The sequence below is a fragment of the Nocardia uniformis NBRC 13702 genome (assembly GCF_001613345.1).
GTDB lineage: Bacteria > Actinomycetota > Actinomycetes > Mycobacteriales > Mycobacteriaceae > Nocardia > Nocardia uniformis.
The window spans coordinates 1-12,034 of record NZ_BDCE01000048.1 but is presented as its reverse complement, the minus strand read 5'-3'; the positions used below and the strand labels follow the sequence as shown (position 1 = coordinate 12,034).

Below are 12,034 nucleotides of genomic sequence, written 5' to 3'. Positions count from 1 at the left end.
ATCACGCGGGCGTCGGCGCCAAGGCCGCAGCATTCAACGACCCCGTCCCACCGGACCATCAGCTGAGTGGTCAGGGCGAACCGGCGGTGCCGGTGGCTCCGGCCAGCACTCTCATCGCCGGGCCTCCACCGTCGTCTCGTCGGCCTCGGTCCGCGTGATTCGCAGCTGGCGCAGCCGGATCACCAGCGCGGCCAGCGCCAGCACCGAGAACGAGCCCAGGATCAGCGGATCGGTGGCGGTACCGCCGGCATTGCGGTCCATGATGTGGTTGACCACGTGCAGGGTATTGGCGAACAGGAACCCGCCCAGTACGACCGCGAGGACGTCGCGCCACCGCAGCGCGGCCAGCATGGTCAGGCCGATGCCGATCTGGAAGGCGCCGGAATCGTGCAGGAAGTGGGTGTGGTTGGGCCAGTTGGCGAACTCGGCGAATGATTCCGGGTCGCCCCAGCACCAGGCGCCGATGATGATCATCATCGATGCGGCGATGACGGTGGCGACTTGGACGAAACGCATGCCGCGACCGGCTTCGGATGAGATCACTGCTCTGCTCCCGGGGTGACGATCAGGGTGTAGGCGAGTTCGACGACAGCAGCGATGAAATCCGCTTCGCTCACACCGGTGGGGTGGGTGCCGAAGACATCGCGCAGCTGCCAGTAATTGGCCGCTGCGCTGGTGAGCACCAGGGCGATCGCGGTCCAGTCGCGATCGCGGTCCGACCCGGGGTCCTGCGCGGCCAGCCAGGCCCCGGTGGCGATGGCGACCCGGCGCATCTCCTCCGCGCCGACGCGGTCCATCAGTTCAGGGAATTTGCCGAGGTCGTTGACGACCAGTCGGTTGAGGTCGCGTTCCGCTTCGAGTCGGGCGAAGCCGGCCGTCACCAGCTTCGTCAGCCGCTCCCGCAGCGGCAGTGCGGCCACCGCTTCGGTGTCGCCCAGGTAGTCGAGTAGTTCGGCCCCGGAGTCGAGTTGGTGCCGGACGCCTTCCCGCAGTAGCTCGGTCTTGGATTTGAAGTGGCGGTAGAGGCTGCCCGATCCGGGTGAGAGCCCGGCGGCGGCCTCGATCTCGGCGATGCTGGTGGCTTTGAAGCCCTGTTCACCGAAGAGCCGCATGGCTTCGGTCAGGATCCGATCGCGAGTGTGGCGCTGTGGGTCCATAGGCCCTCCGGTTGCAAGTAAGTACTTGCTTGCAACCGTATCGACAGCTGTCCCCCGCCGCAATAGTGATCAGGGATACCGTAAGCAGCGCACAGCATCTTTCGGGGAGGGCCCGGAGAGAACAGCGTTGTGGCCCGCCCTCGGTCGTTTGCAAACCGTGGGCGTGCGGCGCCTGGCCGAGGACGACGATTGTCAGCGGGACGTGACCACGGATTCGAGCCAGTGGCAAAGCTTTTCGTGGTCACCCGCAATGATGGTCAGGGCGTGCGGGACGCTGGTTCGCTCAGATTCCTGGGCGCGGCATGAGCGTGACACATCTGCGCCATACCTGAGATGTCCGCCCACAAACCGCCCGGACGCGAACCCGGCTGGCGGCTCCACCGGAGGGTTTCCGGGATGGATGCGGCACCCGCCCCGAGGGGTTGCGGGAGAGCTCCGCCTATTCGGTGGGTTCGTCCGCGGATGTCGGCGGGCGAGGTGGGGACAGGCGGATTACGCCGGCGTCGAGGTCCAGTTCGACGCGGGGGCGGTGGGACTGGCCGTCGCTGTCCTCGCCGCTCTCGTCGGTTAGTTTTTTGCCGAATAGTTCGCCGAATACACCCACGGGATCCACGATAGTCCGGTTGCGGAGCGGGGGCGGATTCCGCTGCATTTAGTTGATGCGAGGAATGCTGTTGGCGCAGCTAAGGTGCGTCGAGATTTGCTCCTCGCGTCAGCTATCCACATGGCAAGACCGTGGCCGTAGATGAAAGAGCAGGTCAGACTGTCAGTCGCCAGCCCTGTGCCCGCTCGCGTTCGCGCCAGAAGTCGGCGTAGCGGCCGGGCTGGGTGATGAGATCGTCGTGGGTGCCGGATTGGACTATACGGCCTTCGTCTACGACGAGGATGTGGTCGGCGGCGAGGATGGTGTGTAGGCGGTGGGCTACTACGAGGAGGGTGCGGTGGTCGGCCAGGGCGCGGATGGCGGTGGCCACGGCGGCTTCATTGTGGGGGTCGAGGGCGGCGGTGGCTTCGTCGAGGAGCACCACGGGGGCCTGTTTGATGAGGGCCCGGGCGATCGAAACTCGTTGGCGCTCACCGCCGGAGAGGTTTGTGCCGCCTTCGCCTACCCGGCTCTGCCAGCCGTCGGGTAGGCGGTCCACGATCTCGTCCACGCGGGCCAGGCGGGCGGCCTCGTGGATTTCGGCGGTGGTGGCGTCGGGGCGGCCCAGGCGGATATTGGCCTCGATGGTGTCGTCGAAGAGGTAGACGTCCTGGAAGACCATGGCCAGCTGGCTCATCAGGGTTTCGGTGGCGAGGTCGCGGACGTCGACGCCGCCGATACGGACCGTGCCGGTGTCGGTATCCCAGAAGCGGGCGGCCAGACGCAGGATGGTGGTCTTGCCCGCGCCGGATGGTCCGACGATGGCGGTGAGGGTTCCGGGACGGGCTTCGAAACTCACCTCTCGCAGCACCGGCTGATCACCGTAGCCGAAGGCGACCTTGTCGAAGCTCACCGTTCCGGGTGAGATCGACTGTCGCACAGCACCTTCGGGTAGTGGTGGTACGGCGAGGACCGCGTCGATGTGGTCGATATCCTCGGCGGCCATACGCAGGGCGGCCGAGTGGTCGACGAGTTCGATGAGCGGACCGGCGAAGCGGGTGATGAGGACCAGGAGTGCGATCAGTTCGGCGGCATCGAGGGAGCCGCCCAGCGCCAGCGCCACACCGATGGCCAGCAGGGCGATGAATGCGGCCTGGACGGCGGTGGAGAAGGCCAGCAGGCCCGATACCGCATTGCGGTTCATGTCACCGTAGGCGCGACGCTGTCCGACGAGGGCGTCGTCGAGTAGCTTGTTGTCGGCACCGGTGCGGCCGAATGCCCGCAGCACCGATTGGCGTTGCGCGAATTCCACTACGCGGCTGGCTGATTCGACGGCAGTCTGATCGATCACGCCGAAACTGCGAGCGATGGCCGCCTGCGCCCAGCGGTGGGTGGCGAGCAGCACCAGCCCGGCAATGAGCAGGGCAACCGCGAGCCGCACATCGAAGACGAACATGCCGACGGCCACCACGGCGGGTGTCACCGCACCGCCGACGACCGGCTGCATCAGATGGGCGGGGACGCCGATTATGGTCGCCGTACCCTGCGACATGGACACCGTCAGGCGGCCGGTGCGGTCGGCCGCGAACCAGCCCAATGGCAAGCGCGCCAACTGATCTCCGACCCGTTGGTGCATACCGACCAGCAGATCGTCGGCGATCCGCTGGCCGTGCATGGCCTGTGCGTAGAACACCACGCTCGTCGCGGCGGTCACCGCGGCCAGCGCGATGAGCCATGGCACCGCGGCGTCCCGGTCGCCGTCCAGGAGCGGACGCAGAACCGGAACCACGAGCAATACGCAGAGGCCCTGCAGCACCGAGAAGAGGATCAGCAGTGCGACCCAGCGGATGTATCGGGGCCGGTCGGCCGGGGCGATAATGCCGAATAGTTGGCGAATCACAGCGATTCCTCCCGAACTCCCGATTGCGCGGCCCACATGCGCGCGTATTCGCCACCGGCCGCGAGTAATTCGTCGTGGCGACCCAGCTCGACCACGCGACCGTGCGCGAGCACAGCGATCCGGTCGACGCCACGAATGGTGTGTAGCCGGTGCGCGATCACCAGCAGCGTTCGACCGGAGACCAGTCGAGACAGCGCATCCTGCACCGCCGCTTCCGATTCCGGATCCGCGAACGCGGTCGCCTCGTCCAGTACCAGGACGGGGGTGTCGGCGAGGAGCGCGCGGGCAATCGAAACCCTTTGCGCCTCACCGCCGGACAGTTGCGCCTCGGTACCGGCAATGCTGTCGTATCCTCGCGGCAGCGCGGCAATGCGATCGTGAATCTGCGCCGCACGCGCGGCGGCCTCGACCTCGGCCATATCGGCCGTCGGCCGACCGAGGGCGATATTGTCACGAATACTGGTGCGCAGCAGAGCCGTTTCCTGGAAGACGAACCCGACCTGACGGTAGAGATCATGCTCCGACATCTCCCGGATATCGACACCGCCGATGCGCACCACACCGTGGTCGACATCCCAGAAGCGCGGCAGTAGCCGGGCCAGCGTCGATTTACCCGAACCGGAGGCACCGACCAGCGCGGTGATCGTCCCGGGCTCCAGGACCAGATCGATACCGTCGAGTACCGGTGTCCGGCCATCGTAAGAGTAACGAACACAGTCGAATTCGATCCGCGAATCCTGTGGCGACACCGGTTCGGCGGCGCGGCTCAACACGGGTGCGGCGAGCAGTTCGGCGATCCGCCCGGCGCCATCGGTGGCGATCTGCATGGCGACCGCGCCGAAACCGAGCGCCAGCACCGGCGCACCGAGCCCCACCGCCAACATGACGAAGGCGATGACCTCGATGGGATCGACGGCGAGCCATACGGCTCCGCCGAGCGCGGTGAGCAGCAGCACCGGTGGGGAAATGAGAGTGGAGGAGATCGCCTCCAGGCGGCGCATCGGGCCCGCCCACTCACTGAAGAAGCGCGCGAGATCATCACCGGCACGGCGGTAGCGGTCCTGCGCTCGCCCGGCTTGCCCGAAGGCCTTCACCACCGCGATACCATCGACGAATTCGACAACGGCGGCATTGACCTTATCCATTTCGGCACTCCAGCGCGCCACCCGAGCGGTCTCCCCACGCATCTCGAAAGCGACTATCGCGAACCACATCACCAGCGGCGCAAGGCATATCAGCGCCAGCCGCCAGTCGAGGAAGAATAGGTAGCCCAGTGCGACGACCGGCGTGACGACTCCGGCCACCAGATCATTGAGCGCATGCGCGACCAGGTGGTGGACGGCCGCCACATCGTCGGAGAGCACCCGTTTCACCCGGCCGGAACTTCGGTCGGTGAACCAGCCCAGTGGCACCCGGCCCAACCGTTGCGCCATATCGCGCCGAATCGCCAGGCCCACATCGGCATCCGCGATATGGCTGAGCGTGTACGCCGCCGCCACACCTACCGTGCGGATCGCGAAACCGATGACCGCGACCGCGACCCACGCCCAGATCGCGCCACGATCGACCGTCGTGCCGCCGAGGAGTTCGCGCGCGATTTCGACCACCGCGATATAGGGCGCGAGCCCGGCAAGCGCGGCGAGCAGCTGCAATCCGGCCGCCACCGCCAGTCGGCCCCGCACCGGAGCAAGCACGACGCTCAGTCCACGTGGTTTCTCGGGCGGTGCAGCCTCCTCGACTGCCGCTGGTTCCAGAACCACTGTGCTCATGAGACCCCCACTCCAAATTAGATCACTGTTCTAATTTGGAGTGTAGCGACCGCGCGGGCGAATACAAGGGTGACTGTGAAAGCGGGCGGCTAGCCCGTGGTGCGCAGCGCGTGCAGGCGCACTTCGAGCCCGTCGAGAACCCGGTCGAGCGCGTAGCGGCAGTACTCGCGCTGGACCGCTTCCCGTTGCGCGGCATCGCTGGCGACGAATTGCTCGACCATCCGCTGCATCTGCTTGGCCCCACGCCCCGCCGCCGGGTCGGCCGCGATCAGGTGTTGCAGGCCGGCGATACCGAGATCGGCGTTCTCACCCACCCTTTGGTCACCGAGGGCAATGAGCCCGAGGGTGGTGTTGAAGGCGATGGAGTACGCATCGGCGGCCTCGTCACCCCACCCCGCGTCGAGCATGCACGTAATACCCGCGTCCAGAACGGGAATGAGCTGCTCGGTCTGCGGGCCGTTGCGCAGCAACCACGCCGCGACGCCCGGATAGCGCGCCATATGGTCGATCATGGCCGACAGCACGCCGTACAGCAGTTTCCGCCAATCCGTTTCATCCAGCGACGCACCCATATCCGCGTAGACCCGGTCCACGACGGCGGCACACACTCGGCCCCGGTCACCGACATGGTGGTAGATCACCGACAGCGAGGTGTCGAGGCGGGCGGTGAGATCGCGCATGCTCCAGCCGTCGAGACCTCGTTCGGCGGTCAGAGCCAGCGCGGCGTCGACAATCGCCGCACGGGACAGCCCCGTGCGGTACGTGCGCCTGGAGCCTTTGGGCACCGCGTGACCCCCTATCCGTGAGTGGAATTTGTAACGCCGATCCAATCGTAGGTCGATGGCCGAAATGCTCGACCCACTGGACGCGACCGATTCCTCCTACACTGAGCGCGTGCGCTATCGACGGCTGATTGCCCTGTCCGTACTCGCTGTGCTCGTTCCACTCGGAGCGACCGCCTGCACCGCGGAGGGCCCCGGCTCCAAAACCGAATGCCAGGTCAGTGGCTGCACCATCACCTTCGACCGCGGCGTGGACGCCAAGGCCAGCGTGTTGGGCATGGATGCGGAATTGGTTGCCGTGAACGGCAGTACGGCCACGCTGCGGGTCGCTGGCCAGGAGGTTTCCGTCCCGGTCGGGGAAACCCAGCCCGCCGACGGTACGAGCGTCACGGTGCAGGAGATCACCACCGATACGGTTGTGGTCAGGATCGCCACCGGGCTTCAGGGCAACTGACCCCGTCCCGCTATCCCGTCGGTATCGGCGTCAGAGCGGGTGGCTGCCAGGTGCCGTCCAACGCTCTCCTGTCGGGGCCGTACAGGCGCAGCAGCAGCCGAAACTCGCCGGTGCTGGGAATGGGTAGCCAATTGCCCAGCGGCACTGTGTGTCCCGGGTCATCGGCCTGAATGGCCAACTCGACCGACCCGTCCGGGCTCGGCATCACGGGCACCTGATGGCCGACCGAGTAGATACCCGCCGGATTGCTCGCCAGGTAGCCGTCGGCGGTGTAGGCGGTCAGCGACCAGAACGCCTGGGCGGGTGGGGTTTGTCCGCCGATGAACTTCAGCCGGTAGCGCTGTGGCGCACCGGTGCTGTCGGTGGCGTCGGCCACCAGTGACGGATACACCGCGTCCTTGGGCAGGTTGGCGCCCAACGAGGTCCACGCGGTGGCGGCGCGCAGCGGGTAGTCGGTGCCGTAGCTGCCGAGGTTGGTGGCGAATTCCCAGCCGTTCTCCCGCCTGGCCTTCGGATTCCGGTACGCCGGAATCCGGTTCCGGGCGGTTTCCACGGCGGCATTCAGGAGGTCATCGGAAACGGTGTCGACCCTGCCGCCGGGTTCGATGCCGATGGTGGCGAAGCGGTCCAGCGCCGGTTGGTCGGCGGCGGCGGGCGGATTGGTCTCCATGAGCGTGTTCAGCCGAGTGAAGAAGGTGCGACCGTCCATATCGGCGACCTGGTCCGGCGGTGAAACCGCCACGGCGGCAGCCGGATCGCCGACAGGGGCCGGGCGCTCACCGCGTTGCCACGCACTCAACGGTGCCATACCCAACTGGCGCTGGAAGGCCTGTGCGGCCGGTAGGTCGGCGCTGTCGCGATACTCGATACGACCGAGCATCCAGGCTGTTTCGGTCGGCATGGCCAGCCGAGTCATGGTGTGCGGCAGGGTTCCCGACCAGTCCGGTCCGGTGATCGCGTAGGTATACGGCGCACCCTGACCATCGTCGACCTGCGGCGCGATAATGCTCGGGTCGTGGGTGGAATTGGTCCAGGCATCCATGATCTGCATGAGCCAGTAGCGATCCGCCATTTCCGGCACCTGGAGAACGACCGGCTCGGTCCGCAGATCCAGCCACGCGGACGCGTACACCGTATCGACATTGGGCATGACCACCGAGTTCTGTGTCGGATCGATGGGTCCGACCGCGGCGATCCGGTTGGCGGGCACACCCGCCATGGCGGATTCCCGGGTGGCATCCATGAGGACCAGCGGATACCCGAAGATATAGGCGTCGGTTGCGACGGATTCGGCGTCCGTCGAAGCCGCGCTGGTGGTACTCGACGAGGTGCCGGGGTCGGAACCGGCTCCGCATGAGGTCACCAAGCCCGCGACAACCGTCACCGCCGCGCCGACCGTGAGCAGTGCTCGCCCCGGCAGTCCGTGACGAGGCGTCCCGGCGCCAGAGCGAGAACAACCGTGATCCGCCTCGTCGAGCATGGTTTCTCCCTGCTCCCGCAACACCGTGAAGGCGGCCGACCCGGTTGCGCCGCCGCGATGGATTGTCGATCACCGCCGGGGCGCTGCCATCACCCGAAACGGGTGAACCAGCGGTCCGCGACGCGTTCGACCACCGGTCGCCACCAGTCCAGCGGATGCACGGTGAGGCCGACGACCTTGCCCGCGTCATCGGCGCGACGCAGTGCGACAGCGGCTCCGAAGTCCGGATCCGCTTCGAAGGCGACGACCTCGTCGGGACTCATCGGGCCGCCCTGCGCGAGCAGGGTGCGTCGGCTGGACACCGACAGTTCATGGGCCGAATCCACCGCCGCGAGATAGCGTTTCGCGGTCACATGCAGTTCGACCAGGCGGGCGACCCGGGGGCCGAGCAGGGCACGAACCGCCTGTGCGCCAGTGCGGCCATGACCATGGTCATCGCCGGGGACGAGGTGGTGGCCGATATCGTGGACCAATCCGGCGACCTGGAGTTCCTCATCGTCCGGGAACCAGGTGCGCAGTAGTTCCGCGCATTGGCGATCGTGGTCGAGAATGTCCACGGGGTCACCACTGCGGTCGGGCATATCCCATACGTCGGCGCAGTCGCCCAGCAGTGCCATCAGGTCGTCCATGGTCGCGAAGCTCATCACCGCAATACCTTGGCGAATGCGCGTGAACGGTGGGTGACCATCGCGTGTCGCACGGAACTTCCGACGTCGGTGCGGCATTCAGGTCGCCAGCCACGCTCCGATCATGTTCGCGGTCTCGTCGATGAGCCGATCGCGGTCGAGGTCGGGCGGGGGTTTCAGGCCGATGCGCAGCGCCGCGGCCAGACCGGCATTCACCATGACGAAGGCGCGGGTATCGAGTTCGTCATCGGGTAGCGGGCCGAGGTGTTGCAGCAGATAGGCGCGGGTGAGGAAGAGCAGGCGGCGTTCGAGACCGCCGAAGCCCGAACCCGCCACGGTCGCATCGGCGGTGAGGGCGCGGACCAGGGGCTCACGATCGCCCAGAACGGAGACGATGGCGTGCAGGCTGGCCGCCACCGAATCACGCGGGGACAGGCCGATACCGCGCAGCACCGCCTCGGTGAAGCGTTCCTCCAGTTCGACGAGCAGGCGCGCGCGCAGGATCTCCACGATTTCGTTCTTATCGCTGAAGTACCGGTAGAGCGTGCCGATGCTCATATTCGCGTGCGCGGCGATGCGGTTGGTGGAGGTATCGGCGATACCACGTTCGGCGAAAAGCTGAGCGGCCGTGTCGAGAATGCGGTCACGGGATTCGCGGGCGCGCTCCTGCGTGGGCTTGCGACGCCGACCAACTGGGGTGTCAGTCATTCGCGCGAGCAGTTGGAAAAAGTGAGTAGAAGGTGAGCACTCGCTCACTTTACGCTAGTGGCATGGCCCGCGAGAAGGTGCCCGCGACTTTCGAGATCGCTGCGGCAGGCAAGGTTCCGACCGAGTTCCGCTACTGGGAACGGCTCGACGATCCGCGCGTACAGCAGGCGCGGAAACTGTTCCGGACGGTTTTCCGATTCGATCCACAACCCTCCGAGGACCTCGTCCACAGCTTCGCGGCGGCCTACTACCAGGCCGATCCGGTGGGTGAGGCCTTCGTCGACGAGGTCTATCTGGGCGAGCTCGGTCCGAAAGCCGGCCGTGCCATGCTCGATCAGGCCCTCGAACACGGCGTGCGGTCGGTACCGAACGCGCCGCCTTCGCTCATTCGCCTCTTCGAGGAGTTCGAGACGGCGCCGCGGTGGCTCGACCCCGAGCTCGTCGCCGAGGGCGCGAAGGTGTTTCGACGCTGGGGCACCTCGGTTTTCAGCTTCGCCACCACCAGCACCCTGGAAATGTACTCGGAGAGCTCCATTGCCAAACCGCTGTCGTACGCGGGCGGCTATGCGGGCGATAAGGCGCACAAGCGGCAGTTGGAGACGGTGCGCTTCTGGATCGATGTCTCCGAACCCGGCGGCCTCGACCCGGGCGCGCGCGGACGCCAGACCGCCATGCGGGTACGGATCATGCACGTCTTCATTCGCCGCAAACTCATGCAGCGGCCGGAATGGGATTACGACGCCTGGGGCGTGCCGATCAGCGTCGGCGACGCGGCCCTGACCCTCATGGGTGGCAGCGTCGTACCCGGACTGGCGCTGTGGAGCGTCGGCCATCAGACGACCGTGCGGGAAATCGAAGCGACGCTGCACTTCTGGCGCTATGTCGGACATCTGCTGGGCGTGCAGCCCGACTGGTATCCGCGTGACTTCCGCGAATCCGTCCAACTCATGTTCGCGGCCTTCGTCAAACGCGCCTATACGGCGGGGGCGGACGGCGAGGAGTTGGTGGAGTCCTACCTGCCCGCCTTCGAGCCAAAACCGGGCACGCCCTGGCGCAAACGGCTGCGCGACGAAATCAACTACCGCGTCCAGATCGGTTACACCGGTGTCTGGCTACTGCCCGCCACGTACGCCCGCCACACCATGCCCCGCCGCTTCCCCTGGGTACTGCACCCGATCATCCAGGCCCCACTGATCTTCGGCGCGGAAACCCTGCGCCGCACCATCCCCGGCCTGGATCAGGTCGCCGACAGAGTCCAACGCCGCCGCCGGGAACAGTGGTACCGCAATGAGGTGGGCGACCGCGCGGCCACCTTCGAACCCGTGGAGGAATTCCGCCGCTGACGAGAATTCGTGGTTTGGCGGCTACGTGACACCGCGCGACGGCAGCGAGTCGAGGAATTTACCTACCCGATCGGCGATTTCGTCGGGTGCTTCACCATTGATGGCGTGTGAGCGCCCCGGCCACAGTTCGACCTGCGCCCCCGGCACCCGCCGGGCCCGCGCGGCCGCCTTCGCCGGATTGTGGATGATGCTGGCACCGGCGATAATCGCCAGCATCGGCGTTGTGATCGCCTGCAGCTGTTCATTCTTCGGTTGGGCAGGTGTCGGCTGCCGCTGTTGGAAGCCACGCATACCGGAGGCGATGAGCCGCGCCTCGGGAATGGTGTCATCCACCTGCGCACCGCCGGAGATCCAGCTGAGCAGCCGATGCCGAAGTGCTTGCGGCATACCCGGAATGACGCTGCCGAGTGAAACGACGATCATCTTCCAGGCCACCGGGGCGAAGGTTACGGCCGGATCGAGCAGGATGACCGAGGCCAGTCGCGCCGGTCTGTGTATGGCGGTCTGCACGGCGAGCCAGCCGCCGATACTGACACCCATCAGGTGCACCCGTTCGAGCCCGAGTGCCGCTATGGCCTCGTCGACCCACCGCGCCTGATCCTCGGGTCCGGTCAGCGGTACGGTCTGCGCGGTCGCCCCCGGTTCGCCGATGCTGTCCATCGACCACACCGTCCGGTGCCGCAGCAGGCCCGGAAGGTTCTCTCGCCACATCGGGGTGGACGCCTGCCGCCCGGACAGCAGCACAATCGGCTCGTCGCTCGGCGGTCCGAACCGGTAGGCGGTCACCCGGCCGAAGCCGGTGTCCACCATTCGCTCCTCCTCGACCGGTGGCAGCAGGGCCATACCATCGCGATAGGCGGCGACGAAGGTGGCGCGTTCGCCCTCGCCGCGGAAGCAGCCGATCCCTTTGGGCTGCGGTGCGACCGGGGTGGTCTCCGGCAGTCGGTCGTAGCCTGTCATCGATGTGGTCCTCCTGCGATTACTTCGCCGATACGAGCACCCCCAGCCCAGGATGACATCGTCCGCAGGATCCCGGGGGCGTGCGCGCCGTGAGTTTCGACCGGTTTTATCAATCAGGTAGCGACTGTTGCCAGATATTGTCGAGCGGCATGCCACGTGGAGGGAGCTCGACCGTATGAGCAAGTTCGTCAAGAGCGACGACTGGGATGTGTCCGCGCCACTGGGACCGAAGTCATTGACGTGGAAGCATTTCGGCGATATTCGGTCGATGA

The 12,034-nt window shown here is 66.5% G+C and carries 12 protein-coding genes; 2 read left to right on the top strand and 10 right to left on the bottom strand.

All coding sequences use genetic code 11. The annotated features are described in order from the left end of the window. Positions 1-111: 111 nt before the first annotated feature. The 6 genes from NU1_RS16175 to NU1_RS16150 all read right to left on the bottom strand — a co-directional run bounded on the left by NU1_RS16175 (position 112) and on the right by NU1_RS16150 (position 6,194). Positions 112-543, bottom strand: coding sequence for a hypothetical protein (locus tag NU1_RS16175; protein ID WP_245720146.1), 432 nt, complete (start codon positions 541-543; stop codon positions 112-114). Further along, on the bottom strand, positions 540-1,157 hold the full coding sequence (locus NU1_RS16170; RefSeq protein ID WP_067522270.1) for a TetR/AcrR family transcriptional regulator: 618 nt from the start codon (positions 1,155-1,157) through the stop codon (positions 540-542). The genes NU1_RS16175 and NU1_RS16170 overlap by 4 nt, the downstream gene beginning before the upstream one ends. 439 nt (positions 1,158-1,596) lie before the next feature. Further along, positions 1,597-1,761, bottom strand: a complete 165-nt coding sequence (locus NU1_RS42245) for a hypothetical protein (RefSeq protein WP_169815075.1) — start codon at positions 1,759-1,761, stop codon at positions 1,597-1,599. A gap of 154 nt (positions 1,762-1,915) precedes the next feature. Further along, positions 1,916-3,640: an ABC transporter ATP-binding protein gene (locus NU1_RS16160; protein WP_067522266.1), complete on the bottom strand. Its 1,725-nt coding sequence runs from the start codon at positions 3,638-3,640 to the stop codon at positions 1,916-1,918. Then, entirely contained in the window at positions 3,637-5,409 is a 1,773-nt protein-coding gene (locus tag NU1_RS16155; protein ID WP_067522264.1) for an ABC transporter ATP-binding protein, read from the bottom strand. Before NU1_RS16155 ends, NU1_RS16160 begins: the two co-directional genes overlap by 4 nt. Before the next feature lie 89 nt (positions 5,410-5,498). Beyond that, positions 5,499-6,194: a TetR/AcrR family transcriptional regulator gene (locus tag NU1_RS16150; protein ID WP_169815074.1), complete on the bottom strand. Its 696-nt coding sequence runs from the start codon at positions 6,192-6,194 to the stop codon at positions 5,499-5,501. A 55-nt stretch (positions 6,195-6,249) separates the two neighbouring features. Here NU1_RS16150 and NU1_RS16145 point away from each other — a divergent pair, with 55 nt between their 5' ends. Beyond that, on the top strand, positions 6,250-6,645 hold the full coding sequence (locus tag NU1_RS16145; protein ID WP_245720145.1) for a hypothetical protein: 396 nt from the start codon (positions 6,250-6,252) through the stop codon (positions 6,643-6,645). 10 nt (positions 6,646-6,655) lie between these two features. Here NU1_RS16145 and NU1_RS16140 read toward each other — a convergent pair whose 3' ends face one another. The 3 genes from NU1_RS16140 to NU1_RS16130 form a co-directional block, all read right to left on the bottom strand. Continuing rightward, complete coding sequence (locus NU1_RS16140; RefSeq protein ID WP_067522262.1) at positions 6,656-8,125, bottom strand: DUF1254 domain-containing protein; 1,470 nt, start codon at positions 8,123-8,125, stop codon at positions 6,656-6,658. 89 nt (positions 8,126-8,214) lie between these two features. Further along, complete coding sequence (locus tag NU1_RS16135) at positions 8,215-8,769, bottom strand: HD domain-containing protein (protein ID WP_067522314.1); 555 nt, start codon at positions 8,767-8,769, stop codon at positions 8,215-8,217. Between the two features lie 81 nt (positions 8,770-8,850). Beyond that, entirely contained in the window at positions 8,851-9,459 is a 609-nt protein-coding gene (locus tag NU1_RS16130) for a TetR/AcrR family transcriptional regulator (RefSeq protein WP_067522260.1), read from the bottom strand. A 62-nt stretch (positions 9,460-9,521) separates the two neighbouring features. Between NU1_RS16130 and NU1_RS16125 the strand changes: the two genes are divergently transcribed. After that, positions 9,522-10,802 carry an oxygenase MpaB family protein gene (locus tag NU1_RS16125; protein ID WP_067522258.1) on the top strand — a complete coding sequence of 427 codons (1,281 nt, stop codon included), beginning with the start codon at positions 9,522-9,524 and terminating at the stop codon, positions 10,800-10,802. A gap of 21 nt (positions 10,803-10,823) precedes the next feature. Here NU1_RS16125 and NU1_RS16120 read toward each other — a convergent pair whose 3' ends face one another. Continuing rightward, entirely contained in the window at positions 10,824-11,762 is a 939-nt protein-coding gene (locus NU1_RS16120; protein WP_067522256.1) for an alpha/beta fold hydrolase, read from the bottom strand. Positions 11,763-12,034: the final 272 nt, after the last annotated feature.

Coding starts and splice junctions, on each gene's coding strand:
- NU1_RS16170 (WP_067522270.1), bottom strand. CDS start 1,157: ATGGACCCACAGCGCCACACTCGCGATCGGATCCTGACCGAAGCCATG.
- NU1_RS16155 (WP_067522264.1), bottom strand. CDS start 5,409: ATGAGCACAGTGGTTCTGGAACCAGCGGCAGTCGAGGAGGCTGCACCG.
- NU1_RS16145 (WP_245720145.1), top strand. CDS start 6,250: ATGGCCGAAATGCTCGACCCACTGGACGCGACCGATTCCTCCTACACT.
- NU1_RS16140 (WP_067522262.1), bottom strand. CDS start 8,125: ATGCTCGACGAGGCGGATCACGGTTGTTCTCGCTCTGGCGCCGGGACG.
- NU1_RS16135 (WP_067522314.1), bottom strand. CDS start 8,769: ATGAGCTTCGCGACCATGGACGACCTGATGGCACTGCTGGGCGACTGC.
- NU1_RS16130 (WP_067522260.1), bottom strand. CDS start 9,459: ATGACTGACACCCCAGTTGGTCGGCGTCGCAAGCCCACGCAGGAGCGC.
- NU1_RS16125 (WP_067522258.1), top strand. CDS start 9,522: ATGGCCCGCGAGAAGGTGCCCGCGACTTTCGAGATCGCTGCGGCAGGC.
- NU1_RS16120 (WP_067522256.1), bottom strand. CDS start 11,762: ATGACAGGCTACGACCGACTGCCGGAGACCACCCCGGTCGCACCGCAG.